This window comes from Streptomyces sp. NPDC040410, assembly GCF_055595715.1.
Genome location: NZ_JBVIVK010000013.1, coordinates 105,614 through 123,384, shown reverse-complemented (window position 1 = coordinate 123,384; position 17,771 = coordinate 105,614). Strand labels below are relative to the sequence as shown.

Annotated in this window: 18 protein-coding genes and 1 pseudogene; 11 read left to right on the top strand and 8 right to left on the bottom strand. The window is 71.1% G+C overall.

The window, feature by feature from the left end; translation table 11 throughout:
* The first annotated feature begins 119 nt into the window (after positions 1–119).
* From sigE to ACZ562_RS25110, 5 genes are all read left to right on the top strand, one after another.
* Positions 120–818, top strand: coding sequence for an RNA polymerase sigma factor SigE (gene sigE / locus ACZ562_RS25130; RefSeq protein ID WP_471183382.1), 699 nt, complete (start codon positions 120–122; stop codon positions 816–818).
* Positions 815–1,825: an anti-sigma factor family protein gene (locus ACZ562_RS25125; RefSeq protein WP_471183161.1), complete on the top strand. Its 1,011-nt coding sequence runs from the start codon at positions 815–817 to the stop codon at positions 1,823–1,825. Before sigE ends, ACZ562_RS25125 begins: the two co-directional genes overlap by 4 nt.
* Positions 1,826–1,932: 107 nt before the next feature.
* Positions 1,933–3,801 (top strand): S1C family serine protease, encoded by a 1,869-nt coding sequence (locus ACZ562_RS25120; protein ID WP_471183159.1) that lies wholly within the window; start codon positions 1,933–1,935, stop codon positions 3,799–3,801.
* Between the two features lie 221 nt (positions 3,802–4,022).
* A complete protein-coding gene (locus tag ACZ562_RS25115) occupies positions 4,023–4,475 on the top strand; it encodes a sec-independent translocase (RefSeq protein ID WP_471183156.1) in 453 nt (150 codons plus the stop codon).
* A 226-nt stretch (positions 4,476–4,701) separates the two neighbouring features.
* Entirely contained in the window at positions 4,702–5,358 is a 657-nt protein-coding gene (locus ACZ562_RS25110) for a hypothetical protein (protein ID WP_471183154.1), read from the top strand.
* 221 nt (positions 5,359–5,579) lie between these two features.
* Here the strand turns inward: ACZ562_RS25110 and ACZ562_RS25105 are convergent, their stop codons facing one another.
* Genes ACZ562_RS25105 through ACZ562_RS25095 form a run of 3 tightly spaced genes read right to left on the bottom strand, consistent with a single transcriptional unit; the run spans position 5,580 to position 8,637 of the window.
* Entirely contained in the window at positions 5,580–6,713 is a 1,134-nt protein-coding gene (locus ACZ562_RS25105) for an Mrp/NBP35 family ATP-binding protein (protein WP_471183152.1), read from the bottom strand.
* Between the two features lie 42 nt (positions 6,714–6,755).
* Positions 6,756–7,361, bottom strand: a complete 606-nt coding sequence (locus ACZ562_RS25100; RefSeq protein ID WP_471183149.1) for a DUF1003 domain-containing protein — start codon at positions 7,359–7,361, stop codon at positions 6,756–6,758.
* The gene (locus ACZ562_RS25095; RefSeq protein WP_471183146.1) at positions 7,351–8,637 is read right to left on the bottom strand and encodes a magnesium transporter MgtE N-terminal domain-containing protein; all 1,287 of its coding nucleotides are present in this window, start codon (positions 8,635–8,637) and stop codon (positions 7,351–7,353) included. Before ACZ562_RS25095 ends, ACZ562_RS25100 begins: the two co-directional genes overlap by 11 nt.
* A 210-nt stretch (positions 8,638–8,847) precedes the next feature.
* Here ACZ562_RS25095 and ACZ562_RS25090 point away from each other — a divergent pair, with 210 nt between their 5' ends.
* Positions 8,848–9,588: a hypothetical protein gene (locus ACZ562_RS25090; RefSeq protein ID WP_471183143.1), complete on the top strand. Its 741-nt coding sequence runs from the start codon at positions 8,848–8,850 to the stop codon at positions 9,586–9,588.
* Positions 9,589–9,648: 60 nt separating this feature from the next.
* Here the strand turns inward: ACZ562_RS25090 and ACZ562_RS25085 are convergent, their stop codons facing one another.
* The gene (locus tag ACZ562_RS25085) at positions 9,649–10,158 is read right to left on the bottom strand and encodes a hypothetical protein (protein ID WP_471183141.1); all 510 of its coding nucleotides are present in this window, start codon (positions 10,156–10,158) and stop codon (positions 9,649–9,651) included.
* 23 nt (positions 10,159–10,181) lie between these two features.
* The gene (locus ACZ562_RS25080) at positions 10,182–11,300 is read right to left on the bottom strand and encodes a magnesium and cobalt transport protein CorA (RefSeq protein WP_471183139.1); all 1,119 of its coding nucleotides are present in this window, start codon (positions 11,298–11,300) and stop codon (positions 10,182–10,184) included.
* 515 nt (positions 11,301–11,815) lie between these two features.
* Here ACZ562_RS25080 and ACZ562_RS25075 point away from each other — a divergent pair.
* The 4 genes from ACZ562_RS25075 (at position 11,816) to ACZ562_RS25060 (ending at position 14,991) form a co-directional block, all read left to right on the top strand.
* Positions 11,816–12,412 carry a suppressor of fused domain protein gene (locus ACZ562_RS25075; RefSeq protein WP_471183137.1) on the top strand — a complete coding sequence of 199 codons (597 nt, stop codon included), beginning with the start codon at positions 11,816–11,818 and terminating at the stop codon, positions 12,410–12,412.
* Positions 12,413–12,704: 292 nt separating this feature from the next.
* Positions 12,705–13,346 carry a DUF6758 family protein gene (locus tag ACZ562_RS25070; protein ID WP_471183134.1) on the top strand — a complete coding sequence of 214 codons (642 nt, stop codon included), beginning with the start codon at positions 12,705–12,707 and terminating at the stop codon, positions 13,344–13,346.
* Positions 13,347–13,472: 126 nt separating this feature from the next.
* Positions 13,473–14,330 (top strand): PHP domain-containing protein, encoded by an 858-nt coding sequence (locus tag ACZ562_RS25065; protein WP_471183132.1) that lies wholly within the window; start codon positions 13,473–13,475, stop codon positions 14,328–14,330.
* Positions 14,331–14,385: 55 nt separating this feature from the next.
* Positions 14,386–14,991 carry a MarC family protein gene (locus ACZ562_RS25060; protein ID WP_471183380.1) on the top strand — a complete coding sequence of 202 codons (606 nt, stop codon included), beginning with the start codon at positions 14,386–14,388 and terminating at the stop codon, positions 14,989–14,991.
* Positions 14,992–15,081: 90 nt separating this feature from the next.
* Here the strand turns inward: ACZ562_RS25060 and ACZ562_RS25055 are convergent, their stop codons facing one another.
* A complete protein-coding gene (locus ACZ562_RS25055) occupies positions 15,082–15,234 on the bottom strand; it encodes a hypothetical protein (RefSeq protein WP_471183129.1) in 153 nt (50 codons plus the stop codon).
* A gap of 224 nt (positions 15,235–15,458) precedes the next feature.
* Between ACZ562_RS25055 and ACZ562_RS25050 the strand changes: the two genes are divergently transcribed.
* Entirely contained in the window at positions 15,459–16,352 is an 894-nt protein-coding gene (locus tag ACZ562_RS25050; RefSeq protein ID WP_471183126.1) for an NYN domain-containing protein, read from the top strand.
* A gap of 24 nt (positions 16,353–16,376) precedes the next feature.
* Here ACZ562_RS25050 and ACZ562_RS25045 read toward each other — a convergent pair whose 3' ends face one another.
* The gene (locus ACZ562_RS25045; RefSeq protein ID WP_471183123.1) at positions 16,377–17,246 is read right to left on the bottom strand and encodes an alpha/beta fold hydrolase; all 870 of its coding nucleotides are present in this window, start codon (positions 17,244–17,246) and stop codon (positions 16,377–16,379) included.
* A 260-nt stretch (positions 17,247–17,506) separates the two neighbouring features.
* Positions 17,507–17,771, bottom strand: a pseudogene (locus tag ACZ562_RS25040) (DEAD/DEAH box helicase); the annotation flags it as partial.

The window sequence follows — 17,771 nt, the reverse complement described above, 5'->3', positions numbered from 1 at the left end:
CAAATTCTCGTAAAACCGCTTATCCGGAGCTAACGGGCGAGGTGGCTATGGTAGGGGCTCCACTGGACACCACCAGAGCCGACAGGGGAGGTGCGGCTGCACCTGTGGATCGGGGAGGAGTGCTCCGGCGCTTCCTCGGATCGGCGGGCAGGCCGAAATCCGTGAACGACACCGCTGCTGACCACAGTCACGCCGCTGACGCCCAGACCGCGACTTTCACGACCGACGCGGACGGGCCGGCGTGGACTCCCCCTGCCTGGGAGGAGATCGTCAGCACGCACAGCGCCCGGGTCTACCGGCTCGCGTACCGGCTGACCGGCAACCAGCACGACGCCGAGGACCTCACCCAGGAGGTCTTCGTCCGGGTCTTCCGCTCCCTGTCGACGTACTCGCCGGGCACCTTCGAGGGCTGGCTGCACCGCATCACCACCAACCTCTTCCTGGACATGGTGCGCCGCAAGCAGCGCATCCGCTTCGACGCTCTCGGCGAGGACGCGGCCGAGCGGCTGCCCAGCCGCGAGCCGTCCCCGCAGCAGATCTTCAACGACGCGCACTTCGACGCGGACGTCCAGCAGGCTCTCGACACCCTCGCCCCCGAGTTCCGCGCCGCGGTCGTCCTGTGCGACATCGAGGGACTGTCGTACGAGGAGATCGCCGCCACCCTGGGCGTCAAGCTGGGCACGGTCCGCTCCCGCATCCACCGCGGCCGCTCCCAGCTGCGCAAGGCCCTCGCGCACCGTTCACCGGAGGCGCGTGCCGAGCGCCGTTCCTTCATGGCCCGGGTGCCCGCTCTCGGGGGAGGGGGCGCGACCGCGTGAGTGGAACACGACCCGATCCCGCCGAGCGGCTCCTGGCCGAACAGCACCTGGGAGACCGACTGGCCGCCCTGGTGGACGGCGAGCTCGGTCATGAGTCGCGCGACCGCGTCCTCGCGCACCTGGCCACCTGCCCGAAGTGCAAGGCGGAGGCGGACGCGCAGCGCCGACTGAAGAACGTCTTCGCGGAGGCGGCCCCGCCGCCGCCCTCGGAGAGCTTCCTGGCGCGCCTGCAGGGGCTCTCCGGAGGGAGTGACACCGACGGCGGCGATGCGCCGCTGGGCGGGGGAGGGGGCGACGGCCTGTCCGCACGTACCGGAACCGCCGGTGTCTTCGGTGTCTTCGGACTGAAACGCGGAGAGCTCTTCGAGTTCGGCTACGTCCCCGGCCGCCCGCACGCCTCCGTGCTGCCGGCCGCCGCCTCGGCGGCCGACGGCTTCCGCATCCATGACGTCAGCCGACACGACGCCGAGCGCTCGGCCTCGCGCGGCATGCGCTTCGCGTTCGTCGCCGCCGGGGCCGTGTCCCTGGCCGCGATCGCACTGGGCGGTGTCACGACCGGCACACCCGTCGACACGGCCACGGACGCGCGCGGCGGCACCGGCGCTGGCAGCAATGCGACGCCGGCCCGCCCCCAGAACACCGGAGCGGCCACCGCACCCGAGAACCAGCGCCGCCGTGGGGTCGGCCCGCTGCTCGCGCAGGGACAGGGCCAGCGGTCGTTCGGCGACACCGCGGTGGCCCCGACCGAGGTCTCCGCACCGCTGCTGCCCGGGATCTCGGCCGCCACCGTGGCCCGGGCCGAGGATGCCGCGCACAGGCTGACGGCGCCCGTGGTGGCCGGCGCGGCCGCGATGTCACCGTTGATACGTCCGCTCACCGCCACCCCGCCGCTCACCCTGACGTCGTGGTCCGCCCCGGACCTCACGGCCTCCGGCCCGCCCGCCGAACCCGTCCCCGACGCGACGTCCTCCCCTTCCTCCCCTTCCTCCTCCGCATCCTCCCGCTGACCGGGCTCTGCGCAGTGGTCCGCGAACCTGGTTGAATCCAGGGAAGTCGACGAACCACGGTCACCGCCGACGAGTTGTGCCGTGCCGTGGCCAGCTGTGGGGAGAGCATGAACGAGGGGAAGCCCACGAAGGCGAAGTGGTGGAGCCGTCCTCGGCCGCAGGACCCCGCGGGGCCGGCGGAGGGGGCCGCACCGACACCGGACGAGGTGACGCCGGGCGCGGGGGCTGCGGGGATGGAACCGCGTGACGACGACGGTGACTTCGAACTCGGGCGGCCCGCCCCGGCCGCCCGAGGCGACGCGGCGCCGGCTTCCTCCCAGGACGACAACGTGCTGGAACGGCCCACAGCGGCGGACGTACCACCGACAGGAGCTGCCGTGCCGCCGCGATCAGCCGCGCCCGCCGCAGAGCAGCGCGCCGCGCCGCCCGCCGAGCAGCCGGCCGCCCGCTTGGGCGAGCAGCCCGCCGCGCCCGAAGCGGAGCGTGTCAAGCCCCTGCACGACCGTGACCCCTACAGCACCCCGCCGTACGGCCAGCCGGGCCCCTGGGCGCCCGCTCCGCCGGTGCAGCACCCGGCGGCAACGCCCGCGCACGGCACGGCGTTGCCGACGCCTCGCGCACCGCAGCCCGTAACGCCCCCCACACCGGCGCACGCTGCGTTCGCTTCCGCCCCTGGCATGCTCGCGCCCACGGCACATCCCCTGCCCGCCCCCGGCGTACAGGCTCCGCCGCCCACCCCCGCCCCTGCCGCGCCCGCCCCCACCCCACCCGTCAGCACCCCCTGGCAGAACTACGACCCCTGGGCTCCCGTCCCCGCCCCCCTCCAGCAGAACGGCGCGCCCATCGCCCCCAGGGACCAGCGGCGCAGGCGGGCCCGGAAGGGGCTCGTCGGCGGGGCCGTGCTGCTCGCGCTCGTCTCCGGGCTCGTCGGCGGGGCCACCGGGGCGTATCTGGAGCGCAACGGCGGGATCGGGGACGTGGAGCTGCCGCAGGCCGGCGCGGAGCCCAGCGGGCGCGCCCCGGACAGCGTGGCCGGGATCGCGGCGCGGGCGCTGCCCAGTGTGGTGACCCTGCATGTGACCGGCACCGAGGAGTCGGGCACCGGCACGGGCTTCGTCCTCGACGACCGGGGTCACATCCTCACCAACAACCATGTCGTCGAGCCCGCAGGCGACGGCGGCGGCATATCCGTGACCTTCAACAGCGGGGACACGGCCAGGGCCACGGTCGTCGGCCGGGACAGCGGCTACGACCTCGCCGTCGTCAAGGTCACCGGCGTCAGCGGCCTCAAGCCCATGACCCTCGGCAACTCCGACAACGTCCAGGTCGGTGACCCCGTCGTCGCCATCGGCGCCCCCTTCGACCTGGAAGGCACCGTCACCTCCGGCATCATCAGTGCCAAGGAGCGGCCCATCACGGCCGGCGGCAACAGCGGCGACGGCAGCGACGTCTCGTACGTGGACGCGTTGCAGACCGACGCCCCGATCAACCCCGGCAACTCCGGCGGCCCTCTCCTCGACGCCCAGGCCCGCGTCATCGGCATCAACTCCGCCATCCGCTCCGCCGACGGCGGCTCCGCCCCGGACCGCGGGCAGGCCGGCTCCATAGGGCTCGGCTTCGCGATCCCCGTCAACCAGGCCAAGCGCGTCGCCGAGGAGCTGATCAACACCGGCAAGGCGTCCCACCCGGTCATCGGTGTCACCCTCGACCTGGACTACACGGGCGACGGCGCGCGCGTCGGCACGAAGGCCGTCGACGGCGGACCCGCGGTCACCGAGGGCGGCCCCGGCGACGAGGCCGGGATCAAACCCGGCGACGTCATCACCGAGGTCGACGGCCAGCGCATCCACTCCGGCGACGAGCTCATCGTGAAGACCCGCGCGCACCGCCCCGGCGACCGGCTGGAGCTGACCCTGGAGCGCGACGGCAAGGAGGAGAAGATCGCGCTGGTCCTCGGCTCCTCCGACGGACGCTGACGACGGTGGGAATCACGGCGACCTCACAGCAGGGCCGCCTCGGCCGTCCCGCCCCCGGTTCCACAAGGCAAACAACCTGGAAAGCCGTGCGCCGACCCGCACCCGGAGCCGGACAGTACCGGTCGTACGGGATCGCCGGGTACCGTGGATGCGGCCCGGACCACGGAAGACCGCACAGACCACCGAGGGCCGAGGACCGAGGACATCGCAAGGAGCTTCAGGTGTTCAATGACATAGGACCGCTCGAGCTGATCACGCTCGTTGTCCTCGCCGTGCTCGTCTTCGGTCCGGACAAGCTCCCGAAGGTCATCCAGGACGTGATGCGGACGGTCCGCAAGATCCGCGAGTTCTCGGAGAGCGCCAAGCAGGACATCCGGCAGGAACTCGGCCCGGAGTTCAAGGACTTCGAGTTCGAGGACCTCAACCCCAAGACGTTCATCCGCAAGCAGTTGGACACCGACGAGCTGGGGCTCAAGGAGATCCGCAACGGCTTCGACCTGAAGAAGGAGATGGCCGAGGTCACGGACGCGGTCCACGGCCGCGACACCGACCTGTCCTCGGCCTCTTCGGCGGTGTCGTCGTCCTCCTCCGGTTCCTCCGGCGGCGGCCTCGACATGACGAAGAAGCCCGAGATCCCCGACGACCGCCCGCCGTTCGACGCGGACGCCACCTGAGCCGCGTCGCCGCCCGCCTGAGGTGACGCGTTTCATGCTCCGGACGGAGCCTCCCACGGCCTGAACCCACCCCTCTGAGCGACCTACGTGGCGGTCGGTTTCCCGGCTGCCCGGTGCGGGGTGGCTATGCTGCCGAGTTGTTGTGCGGACCGTACGCAAACGAGCGACGCCGCCCGAAGGGGGGCGGGCCCTCCGGTCCGACGAGAGCGAGGAGGCGTCCCGGCACATGGAGACGACGAGTCAGGCGGTCGCGCAGGCGCCGGCCGCGGAGGGCGCACAGCAGGTGCCCTCAGCCCGGCGCACGGTCGACGGCTACCTGCTGGCCCCCTTCCCGTGGTACGGCCTCGACGAGGCCTTCACGGGGCCGCGCTGGCTGATGCAGGTCGGTACGTCGGCCGACGGAGCCGTCGAGCACGGTTCGATCGGGCACGGCGACGAGCCCTCCGTGCGCAACGAGACGACGGAGGAGCGGGAGAAGTACGCCGTCGTGGTCACCGTCGCGGCCAACCCCATGCGCCACAGCGCGGACGGCACCGGCGTTCTGGAGGCCACGTCGGTGTCGTCCGCGGCCTGGCTCGCGGGGGTGGGGCTGCTGTCCTTCACCTGGCCCGGCCAGATGGACCACTCGCTGCGCGACGACTGGCTGGAGCAGCAGACCGAGACAGCCTGGGCCCTCGCCGACGATCTCGCCGGTCCGGCCTGGTCCACGCTGTCCCTGCCGGTCGACGGCGTGCCGACGCCCTTCCACTACCGCGAGTCCGAGTTCGGCTGGGTGCTGGCCGGGTCGACGCAGGAAGGGGTGCACGTGGGGGCGTACGGCAGAGGGATGAGCGCGTACGGTCTCGGCTTCGCCATGATCAAGGACATCTCGGCATACGCGTGACGGGGGCCGGTGCTGTCGCCGGGGCGGGCCGACCGGCCCCGTGCCCGTGACGGACCGCCCGGCGAATCCGGTGAACCAGCACACGACCTGACACACGGAGAACCCCCGGAAACCGGCCACCTCGAAGCCTCCGGGACCGACACCCGGAAGACCCACGGGACCCGACACACAGAGAACCCCTGGGACGACCCTGCCCCGGGGGTTCTTTCCGTGCGTACCGCCTAGAACTTGTTCTTCGGCGTGATCCCGAGCGACAGTCCGGACAGGCCGCGCTGCCGGCCGCCGAGCTTCCCCGCGATCGCCCGCAGCGCGGACCCCGCCGGGGAGTCCGGGTCCGTCAGGACGACCGGCTTGCCCTCGTCGCCGCCCTCGCGCAGGCGGACGTCGATGGGGATGCTGCCGAGCACCGGGACGTTCGTGCCCGTGGTCCTGCTGAGGCCGTCGGCGACCCGCTGGCCGCCGCCCGTGCCGAAGACGTCGACCATCTCGTCGCAGTGCGGGCAGGGCAGGCCGGACATGTTCTCGACCACGCCCACGATCTTCTGGTGGGTCTGCACGGCGATGGAGCCGGCCCGCTCCGCGACCTCTGCCGCCGCCTGCTGCGGGGTGGTGACGACCAGGATCTCGGCGTTCGGGACCAGCTGGGCCACGGAGATGGCGATGTCGCCGGTGCCCGGCGGGAGGTCGAGCAGGAGCACGTCCAGGTCGCCCCAGAACACGTCCGCCAGGAACTGCTGCAGCGCCCGGTGGAGCATCGGGCCGCGCCACACGACCGGCGCGTTGCCCGGGGTGAACATGCCGATCGAGATGACCTTCACGCCGTTCGCGGACGGCGGCATGATCATGTTCTCGACCTGGGTGGGACGGCCCTCGGCACCGAGCATGCGCGGCACCGAGTGGCCGTAGATGTCGGCGTCGACGACACCCACCTTCAGACCGTCGGCCGCCATCGCCGCCGCCAGGTTCACCGTCACCGACGACTTGCCGACGCCGCCCTTGCCGGAGGCGACCGCGTACACGCGGGTCAGCGAGCCCGGCTTGGCGAACGGGACCTCGCGCTCGGCCTGGCCGCCGCGCAGTGCGGTCGCCAGCTCCTTGCGCTGCGTGTCACTCATCACGTCCAGCTCGACGTCGACGCGGGTGACGCCCTCGACCCGCGCGACCGCCTCCGTCACGCGCTGCGTGATCGTGTCGCGCATCGGGCAGCCGGAGACCGTCAGGTACACGGCGACCGCGACCGCTCCGTCCGCACCGATCTCCACCGATTTGACCATCCCCAGCTCGGTGATGGGTCGCTGGATCTCGGGGTCGTTCACCGTCGCCAGTGCTTCGCGCACCGCGTCTTCCGTAGCCATAGGACGATGGTACGGCGCCGCACGGGGGCCCCGGGAAGCCTGTCAGCGGTCGTCTACGTCACGTCCGTGCGGCCGTTCTGCCGGGAATACGACGCGCTTGTGGTGGCCGTCGTGCCTGTCCTCCAGTTCCTTCATCAGGTCCTGCAGCTCGGAGCGGATGTAGTCGCGGGTCGCCACCTCGCCGAGGCCGATGCGCAGGGCGGCGATCTCGCGTGTCAGGTACTCGGTGTCCGCGATCGACCGCTCGTTCTGCTTGCGGTCCTGCTCCAGATTGACCCGGTCGCGGTCGTCCTGCCGGTTCTGCGCGAGCAGGATCAGCGGGGCCGCGTAGGAGGCCTGCAGGGACAGCATCAGCGTCAGGAAGATGAACGGGTAGTTGTCGAAGCGCAGGTCGCGCGGCGCGAAGACGTTCCACACCACCCACAGGATGATGACGACCGTCATCCAGACAAGGAACCGCCCGGTGCCGATGAAGCGGGCGACCCGCTCCGACAGCCGCCCGAAGGCCTCCGGGTCCCACTCGGGCAGCAGCCGGCGGCGCGGCGGCCGCGGCTGGTCGAGCCGGGGGCGGTGCCGGGTGGTGGCGGTGGCGCCCGCCGGCGTCCGCTCGCGGACCGTCTCGCGCTCATGAGACCGCTCATGGGGCATGGGGAACCACCTCCTCACCCTCGTCGAGGTGGAACTCCGTCTCCCGCCAGTCCTCCGGCAGCATGTGGTCCAGCACGTCGTCCACGGTCACCGCGCCGAGCAGCGACCCGGCCTCGTCCACGACGGGCACGGCGACCATGTCGTACGTCGCGAACAACCCGGCGACGACCGGCAGCGCCGCGTCCGGCCGCAGCGTCTGTAGATCGTCGTCGATCATCGCGCTGACCAGGGTGTACGGCGGGTCGCGCAGCAGCCGCTGGAAGTGGACCGTGCCGAGGTACTTGCCGGTCGGGGTCTCGTCGGGCGGGCGGCAGACGTAGACCTGGGCGGCGAGGGCGGGGGACAGGTCGCGGTTGCGTACGCGGGCGAGCGCGTCGGCGACGGTGGCGTCCGGCCGCAGCACGATCGGCTCGGTGGTCATGAGCCCGCCGGCGGTCTTCTCCTCGTAGGCCATGAGCCGGCGCACGTCGGCTGCCTCGTCCGGCTGCATCAGCGTCAGCAGACGTTCCTTGTCCTCCTCCGGCAGCTCCGCGAGCAGGTCTGCGGCATCGTCCGGGTCCATCGCCTCCAGCACGTCGGCGGCGCGTTCCTCCTTCAGCTTGCCGAGGATCTCGATCTGGTCGTCCTCCGGCAACTCCTCCAGCACGTCGGCGAGACGGTCGTCGTCCAGGGCGGCGGCGACCTCGGCGCGCCGCTTGGCGGAGAGGTGGTGCAGGACGTTCGCGAGGTCGGCTGGGCGCAGCTGCTCGAAGGTGGCAAGCAGGCTCTCGGCGCCCTGCCCGTGTTCCTCCAGGGAGAACCCGGTGACGGCGGACCACTCGACGGTGAGCGTCTCGCCCTTGCGCCGGAACGCGCCGCTCTTGCCACCCTTCCGTACGAACACCCGGTCGATCTCCCAGTCCCGGCGGGCAGGCAGTTGCTGCACCGACGCGTCGAGGACGGTGATCTTCTCGCCGGTCTCGACGAGCGTGACGCGCCGGTCGAGCAGTTCGCCGAAGACGAGCCGCTCGGTGGGCCGCTGCTCGAAGCGCCGGACATTGAGCACGCCGGTGGTGATGACCTGGCCGGACTCGATGCTCGTCACCCGGGTCATGGGAAGGAAGATGCGGCGCCGGGTGGAGAGTTCGACCACCAGGCCGAGCACCCGGGGAGGCCGCCGCCCGACCCGCAGCATGACGACCAGATCGCGCACGCGGCCCACCTGGTCGCCGTTCGGATCGAAGACGGCGACGCCGGCGAGGTGCGAGACGAAGATCCGGGGGGCGCCCGCTGCCATGGCCGCGCCTCCTTTTCGTACAGGGTTCGAGCTGCGTTACGCAGTGTGGTTCTTTTCCGAATTGCCCGCTCGGATGGGCTTCAGGCTAGCCCGTCCTGTTCGGATACGCCCTGGTGGTCGCTCCGGACGCACTGGCTCCGCCCGGCCGCCACAGCCCCGGTACGCTGCCGTACGCCGCTCCCGGACTCTCTCAGAAAGGCAGCCCCACCTGTGACTGCGATTCCCCGGCGCCGTACCCGCAGGGCCGCTCTGGCGGGCGCGGTGTGCGCCCTGGCCGTGACGGGAACCGGGCTGACGGGATGCAGCGACGACCCGGACGCCGGCACGAACGGGGTCGGCAAACTCCCGGCCGCCCAGATCCAGTCCAGGACCCGTACGGCCGCCGAGTCCGCCGACGCGGTACGTCTCTCCGGAACCGTGGTCACCAGCGGGCGCACCTACAGACTCGACATGCGCCTCAAGGCCGACGGCGCCAGCGGTTCGGTCACCTCGAAGGGGATGGCCTTCCGGCTGCTGCGGTTCGGTGAGCAGCTGTACCTGAAGGCGGACGCGAGCTTCTGGAGCCAGGCGGGCGACGACGCGGAACCGGCGGCCGCCGACAAGCTCGACGGCAAGTTCGTGAAGGTGCCGCAAGGCGACCCGTCGTACAAGAAGTTCAGCGGTTTCACGGACAAGGACGTCCTCCTCGACGGTCTGCTGACGCTGCACGGCGAGCTGGCGACGGACGGCCGCCACGAGCAGGCGGGCGTCCGCACCATCCGCATCGCCGGCGACCAGGGCTCCGGAGGCACGCTGGACGTCTCCCTGGAGGGCACGCCGTATCCGCTGCGTCTGGTGCGGGCCGGCCGCGCGGGGACGCTCAGCTTCTCGGACTGGGGGAAGGACTTCGCCGTGCGGGAACCGGCGAAGAACGAAACGGTGGACTACGGCAAGCAGCTGCCGACGTCCTGACTCCGGTCCTTCCGCCTGTTCTCGTCCTCCGCCTGTTTCTCTGTCCTTCCGGCTGTTCTTCTACTTCCGCCGCTTCTTCACGAGCAGCCGCGGCAGACCCGCCGGCATCGGCTCTCGTGTCGTGGCGGGCGACGGCAGCGGCGCTTCGGCCAGGCTGTCGGCGGGCAACGGCGCCCGCACTCCTGTCGGCTCCAGGCGGAGCACCCGGCACTCGCGCTCCCAGCGCTCCGTCATGGCCTCGCCGTCGGGGGCGTTCAGGCGCTTGCCCTTGAGCTCCGCGACGGCCGCCGCCCACTCCGGCGAACCCGGCGTCAGCTCCACGGCCTTCGCCGCCCACGACACCAGCCTGCCGCCCTTGTCCTTGCTGCGGACGGTCACCTCGGCGCCGGCCCCGTCGGCCAGCCCCGGCAGCGGCTGCTCACCGGGCCCGTCGCCGACCACGCACGCGGCACCCTCGTGCCACACGTGCCACAGCGCCCGGGCCGGGCCCGCGGGACCCCTGACCCAGATGAGGCCGGACTTCTTCGTGGCCTCCTCGACGAGGGCCTGGTCGAGCAGCTCGCTTGTCATGGTCCCAGCCTATCCAGGCGGCTTCACAGCCAGCCGTTCCGCTTCAGAGTGCGGTGGATGCCCAGGCAGATGACTCCGGTGACCATCATGATCACCGGGTAACCGAACCTCCAGTGTGTCTCCGGCATGTAGTCGAAGTTCATGCCGTACACCCCGCACACCATCGTCGGTACGGCGATGATCGCGGCCCAGGAGGTGATCTTCCGCATGTCCTCGTTCTGGGCCACGGACGCCTGCGCGAGGTTGGCCTGGAGGATCGAGTTCAGCAGTTCGTCGAAGCCGATGACCTGCTCCTGCACCCGGGCCAGGTGGTCGGCGACGTCACGGAAGTACTTCTGGATGTCGGGGTCGATCAGCCGCATCGGCCGCTCGCTCAGCAGCTGCATGGGCCGCAGCAGCGGCGAGACCGCCCGCTTGAACTCCAGGACCTCGCGCTTGAGCTGGTAGATCCGCGCCGAGTCCACACCGCGCGAGACCCCGCCCTTGCGCCCCGGCGAGAAGACCTCCGTCTCGACGTCGTCGATGTCGTCCTGCACGGCGTCGGCGACCGCGATGTAGCCGTCGACGACATGGTCGGCGATCGCGTGCAGCACGGCCGAGGGGCCCTTCGCGAGCAGTTCGGGGTCGTCCTGCAGCCGGTGCCGCAGCGCCCGCAGCGAGCCCTGCCCGCCGTGCCGGACGGTGATGAAGAAGTCCCGTCCGGTGAAGCACATGACCTCGCCGGTCTCGACGACCTCGCTGTTGGCGGTGAGCCGGTCGTGCTCGACGTAGTGGATGGTCTTGAAGACGGTGAAGAGGGAGTCGTCGTACCGCTCCAGCTTGGGCCGCTGGTGGGCCTGGACCGCGTCCTCGACGGCGAGCGGGTGCAGCCCGAACTCACCGGCGATACCGGAGAATTCGGCCTCGGTCGGCTCGTGCAGACCGATCCACACGAACCCGCCGTCCCGGCGGACTTGGCGCATCGCCTCGTGCGGGGTCAGCGGCTTCGGCGTCGCGACGCGGGCGCCGTCGCGGTAGACGGCGCAGTCGACGACGGCGGACGGCGTCGAGGGGTCGCGGGTGGTGTCGTACGCGCTGCTGTCCTTGCGCAGGGAGACGCGGGACGGGCGGACCACGGCACGCAGGTCACGGATCATCGACATGGCTGGCTCCTTCGCGAGCGAGCAACGAGAGGCCGCCGGCGAACGGGTGGAACTACCCGGAATGGGGACGTCCTGACTGCGGATGTTTGGCACGTCCACAAAGCGGGGAGCACCGCACCGTCGCGGTGGCGAGCTTCGCTACTGATACAGGTACTGATGCAGACAGACAGATCAGACAGATCAGGCAATAACGAAACGAAGTGCTCTTCCGCTGTGACGCGAACGCGAGAGGTGGCAGCCAGACCAGAGCCGTAGCAGCTACATCAGCGGCCGGAAGAGCGGGTGGTACTGCACGGTCGACTTCGGTCCATTGCAGCCCCACCTCCTCCGGCCGGTCCCTCGTGAGGGACGATCCATTCCCCGTGAAGGGGAGCCCCCGTAGGGGAGTCTCATCGGCGTCGGGACTCGATCGCGACGCTTCTGCGTGCTGCCCCGAACCACCGGGCAAGAGTATCAGCCGACAGAAGTGTCAAGGCGCTGCTTTGCCCGGTACTGACGAGTTCTATGCTCGCCGCATGGCTGATGTTCTTCCTCTGGTCGAGGCCCGTCTGCGCACCGCGCTGGGCGAGCCGGACGCCCGCGCCGCGGTCACCTTCCTCGGTACGGACCGCATCGAGGTGCTGCGCTTCCAGGACACCGGCCAGGAGGGAGCCTTCGTCCGCTACGCCACGCTCGGCATGTCCGCGCAGCCGATGAGCGACCCCACCGCGGTGCTCGCCGACCCGGTCAAAGGGCCCCGCGCCGAGCTGATCCTGTCCGTCCGGGCCGGCCTCGCGGAGACCGACAAGGTGCTCCGCCCGCTCGCCGTGCTGGCCGCTTCCCCCCAGGTCGAGGGTGTGGTCGTGGCTCCCGGAGCCTCCCTCGACGTCGGTGAACCCCTGTGGCCCGGCGCCTCGTTCACCTCGGTGCTGGTCGCCGAGCCGGGCGGCCTGGTCGAGGACCTGGAACTCGACGAGCCACTCGACCCCGTACGGTTCCTGCCGCTGCTGCCCATGACCCCGAACGAGGCCGCCTGGAAGCGGGTGCACGGTGCCCCGGCGCTCCAGGAGCGCTGGCTCGCGAACGGGACGGACCTCAGGGATCCGTCCCGCCGGTCCGTCCCGCTGGACTGACGGGGGAGTGAGCAAGCTCACCAACCCGTGCCTGGGAAGCGTCAGTTGGCAAAGACGGTGACACCCGTGGTGCCGTGGAACGAGGACGAGTACGCCGGCGGCCGGCGGCACCCGGCACGGTCGGAGCCGACGCCGCGCCGGCGCCCGCCCGCACCGCGGTCGGATGCCGCCGCGCCGGCATGCGACAACTCGGCCCAGCTGATTAATGCAACCTGCACTTAGTTGACTCGCTTCGGTCCGGACGGGTGATCGTCCTTGACGTGGGGCAGCAGGGGTAGGACCGTGGGGCCCTATGAGGGGCGAACCCAGTTGCCCGAAGTGTGGTGGCCGGGTCAGGGCTCCCGGACTCTTCGCCGACACCTGGCAGTGCGATGTCCACGGGACCGTGCATCCGGTGCAGCCCGTGATCCCGCCCAGCGTCGAGGCTCTCGACGTCGTCGTGCACCGCACGCAGGTGCCGGTGTGGATGCCGTGGCCGCTGCCCGTCGGCTGGCTGTTCACGGGCGTGGCCTGCGCGGGCGACGACCGCAGCGGCGGCCGTGCCACGGCGGTGGCCTGTTCCGGACCCGGTCCGCTCGGTGGCATGGGGGAACTGATCCTGGTGGCCGAGGAGCTCGGCGTCGGCCTCGGCGCCCGGTACGCGGGCATCGACGGCCCGGACCCGGGGCCGTACATGAACGTCGAGAAGCCGGCCCAGGCCAAGCTCCTCGCCGCCGGCCGTCCGACTCCGCTCTGGCACGTCACCGGGACTCCGGGCGACCGTGCCGTCTTCGCGGGCGAGGCGCTCGGGATGTGGCTGTGGGCGGTCGTCTGGCCCGAACAGTCGGGGCTGCTGATGTACGACGAGCTGGTGCTGACCGACCTGCGGGACGCCGGGGCCGAGGTGGAACTCGTGCCGTGCGGCGCCTTGTCGCCCCGGCTGCTCGAACCCTGAGAGAGCGTCTGATGCCCTCTGGGAGCCTGTAGGGGGCGCTGGGCCGCTGCGGGTGTGACAGGGGGCTCGGGATTCCCGTTATGCTGGAGCGTCCCCTTCCGTCCCGTCACCGCCTGGAGCCGCGTCGTGCGCATAGATCTGCACTGCCACTCCACGGCCTCCGACGGCACGGACACCCCGGCCGAGCTGGTCCGCAACGCCGCCGCGGCCGGTCTGGACGTGGTGGCCCTCACCGACCACGACACCACCCGCGGGTACGCCGAGGCGATCGCCGCGCTCCCTGCGGGGCTCACGCTGGTCACCGGTGCCGAGCTGTCCTGCCGTATCGACGGCGTCAGCATGCACATGCTGGCCTACCTCTTCGACCCCGAGGAGCCGGCGCTGCTCGCCGAGCGCGAGCTGGTGCGGGACGACCGGGTGCCGCGGGCGCGGGGGATGGTCGCCAGGCTCCAGGAGCTCGGTGTGCCCGTCACCTGGGAACAGGTGGCGCGGATCGCGGGGGACGGCTCGGTCGGCCGCCCGCATGTCGCGACCGCGCTCGTCGAGCTCGGCGTCGTGCCGACCGTGAGCGACGCGTTCACCCGGGAGTGGCTGGCCAACGGCGGCCGGGCCTTCGTGGAGAAGCACGAGACCGACCCCTTCGAGGTGATCCGGCTGATCAAGGGCGCGGGCGGCGTCGCCGTGTTCGCGCACCCGGCCGCCAGCAAGCGGGGCCGGACCGTGCCGGAGTCCGCGATCGCGGAGATGGCCGCGGCGGGGCTCGACGGCATCGAGGTCGACCACATGGACCACGACCCGGACACGCGGGGGCGGCTGCGCGGCCTGGCCGGGGAACTGGGGCTGCTGGCGACCGGTTCCAGCGACTACCACGGCAGCCGGAAGGCGGTCTCGCTCGGCGAGTACACGACGGACCCCGAGGTGTACGGGGAGATCACCCGGCGCGCGACCGGCGCGTTCCCGGTGCCGGGGACCGGCGGGGCCTGAGCCGCACCTCCGCGCGTCCACGTCCGTGTCTCTCCTGCAAGGCTTGTACTCACCCATGTTCGACGTCGCCGTCTTCGGCTCCCTGTTCCTGACCCTCTTCGTCATCATGGATCCCCCCGGGATCACCCCGATCTTCCTCGCGCTGACCGCCGGCCGGCCCGGCAAGGTCCAGAAGCGTATGGCGTTCCAGGCCGTCTGCGTGGCCGGCGCAGTGATCGCCGTCTTCGGACTCCTCGGGCACCAGATCCTCGACTACCTGCATGTGTCCGTGCCCGCGCTGATGATCGCGGGCGGGCTGCTGCTCCTGCTGATCGCGCTGGACCTGCTCACCGGCAAGACGGACGAGCCGAAGCAGACCAAGGACGTCAACGTCGCGCTCGTGCCGCTGGGTATGCCGCTGCTGGCCGGGCCCGGCGCGATCGTCTCCGTCATCCTCGCGGTGCAGAAGGCCGACAGTGTCGCCTCGCAGGTGTCGGTATGGGCGGCGATCCTCGCCATCCATGCCGTGCTGTGGCTGGTGATGCGGTACTCGCTGCTGATCATCCGGGTCATCAAGGACGGCGGCGTGGTCCTGGTGACACGGCTCGCGGGCATGATGCTCTCCGCGATCGCCGTGCAGCAGATCATCAATGGGGTCACGCAGGTGATCCAAGGGAGCTGAGGGCCCTCTTCCGGCATGCGCAGAGCCCCCGTACGGCGTCGGAGTCGATGCCGTACGGGGGCTCTGAAACCTGTGTTGGGACCCTGGTTGTTACGAGGCCGGGGTCCCGGCCGGCCGGATCCACAGCCGCTGTCCGATCGAGGCAGCCTGCTGAACGATACGGTTGACGGAGGCGGCGTCCACGACGGTGCTGTCCACGGGCGTGCCGTCGACATCGTCGAGTCGCATGATTTCGAAGCGCATTGGCTTCTCCCTTCGTCTGGTCATCCTCCTGAGGAGAACTACTGGTGGTGGCCCACGGAGCATCGGTGCCCGTGTTCCATACGTATTCAACGAGCTGCGTGTTACAAACATTCCCTACGCTAAGGAAATTTTTCGAACGTCTAACTACTGACCGGTAAGGCAACTCCACGAGACCGATCGGGATCGGTTGTGTTCGCAGCGTGACCGCCGGGACAATGGAGGCGATGAACGACGACCTCGCGGCGCTGATCGCCCGCATCGACCGCACGAACGAGCTGCTCCAGCGCATGCTCGCCGAGGTGGCGAAGACGCCCTCGACCCATGCGATCTTCGTCGACGCGGGCTATCTGTACGCGGCCGCGGGCCGTCTCATCGCCGGCACGGAGGACCGCCGAGCCTTCGACCTGGACGCCGAAGGGCTCATCGAGGCGCTCATCGACCGGGCCCGCACGATCTTCGCGGACAGCCGGCTGCTGCGGGTCTACTGGTACGACGGCGCGAGACGCCGCATCCACACCGCGGAGCAGCAGTCCATCGCCGAACTCCCGGACGTGAAGGTCCGGTTGGGCAACCTCAACGCCAACAACCAGCAGAAGGGCGTCGACTCGCTCATCCGGACGGACCTCGAGTCACTGGCCAGACACCGGGCGATCAGCGACGCGGCTCTGCTGGGCGGCGACGAGGACCTGGTGTCGGCGGTGGAGGCGGCGCAAGGGTACGGGGCGCGGGTGCACCTCTGGGGCATCGAGGCGCCGGAGGGCCGCAACCAGGCGGAACCATTGCTGTGGGAGGTCGACAGTCAGCGCACCTTCGACCTCGACTTCTTCAAGCCCTACGTGGCACGGCGGACGGCACCGGCATACGAGGCGACGACGAGCAGGCCCACACGGGAGGACGTCCGCTTCGTCGGCGCGCAGATCGCGGCGAAGTGGCTGGCGGCGCGGGGCCGGGAGTCCCTGGTGGAACTGCTGCCCGGACACCCGTACCTGCCGGGTTCGGTGGACCAGGACCTGCTGGTGGAGGCGGAGGTCCTTCTCCAGTACTCGCTCCGTGGCCAGGCCGACCTGCGGCGCGCGCTGCGCGACGGCTTCTGGGAGCACCTGCAGACGCTGTACTGACCTCCACACCGGTTACCGGACCGGCTACCGGCTCGTGCTGTCCCAGAAGTCGGCGAGGGCGTGGGACGTCGGGAGGGGCTGGTCCGCGTTGGGGGAGTGCTCGGCACCAGGGATGACGGTACGGCGCGCCCTCAGCCGTACGGCCATGTCGTCGAGAAGCGTCACCGGCCAGGTGTCGTCGCTGGCGCCGGACAGCACGTGGAACGGGAGCGGGACGGCGGCGAGTTCGGCCACACGATCCGGCTCGGAACACAACTGGCGGCCGGTGGCGAGGAGTTGTGCCGGTTTGTTGCCCAGCCAGCGGCGGCGGAGCAGGGCCGGGTCGCCGATGCCGCTGGCGGGCCCGCCGACCTCCTCCGGCGGGCCCATGGCCTGAATGGCCTCCCACACCTGAGCCATGTTCATCACCGCGAGGGCGTCCCACAGCAGCTTCACGCGCTGCTGCTGGGAGTCGGAGATGCGGGCCGGGCCCGACGACATGAGGGTGAGCGAGACGAAGGGGGAGTGGTCGAGGAGAACGGCAGCGCGCGAGACATGCCCGCCGAGCGAGTGGCCGAGCAGGTGCACGGGAGCGTCCAGGGCCTCGGCCTGTGCGAGCACGTCCCGCGCCAACTCCGATTGCGCGTACGCCGATTCATCGTCCTCTGGCCCGTCGGACTCGTACTGTCCCCGCCCGTCCACGGCGACGGTTCGGTACCCGCGCGCCGCGAGCGGTTCGTGCATCAGTGTGAAGTCCTCCTTGCTCCCGGTGAACCCGGGAACCAGCAGGGCGACTCCCTTCGCCTCGACACCGGGCGGGACGGGCGAATCCACGACGGCGAACTCGCCACGCGCGGTCCGCAGAGGATACGAACGGGCACTGGGCGGCGGGGTGAAGGAGACTTGGCTGCTCACGGAGAGAGGGTAGCGGCCGGTGGAGTGGACCGGTCGGGCCGGGACCGCATCTCAGCCCCCTGGCTCCAGCCCCTTGGCTTCAGCCCCTCCGGCGTTTGAGGGGCGGGGGTCCAGGGGCAGAGCCCCCGGCGGGGTCGAAGGGGCGGAGCCCCTGGGACGGGACGGGTAGGGGCGGCGGGGGCGAGCGACCCCGCGCAGGCCCCCAGGAACGCCGACGGCCCGGCCCCACGCAGGGTGGGACCGGGCCGTCGGACAGGAGATCAGCTCTCCACGGGCTCCGTGGCGGCCGTGGCGGCCGCGGCCTTACGGGTCCGACGCCGCGGCGCGGCCTCCGGCTCCTGCGTGGCCTGGGCCGGGATACCAGCGGTATCGACGCTCTCGACGGCCTTACGGGTACGGCGCCGAGGCTTGGCCTCCGCCCCCTCGGCCGTGTCGGCGGCAGCTGTCGCCGCGGTCTTCCGAGTCCGCCGGGGCTTGGCTTCGGTGCCTTCGGCGGTGTCGATGGCTGTCTCGGCGGCGGCCGCG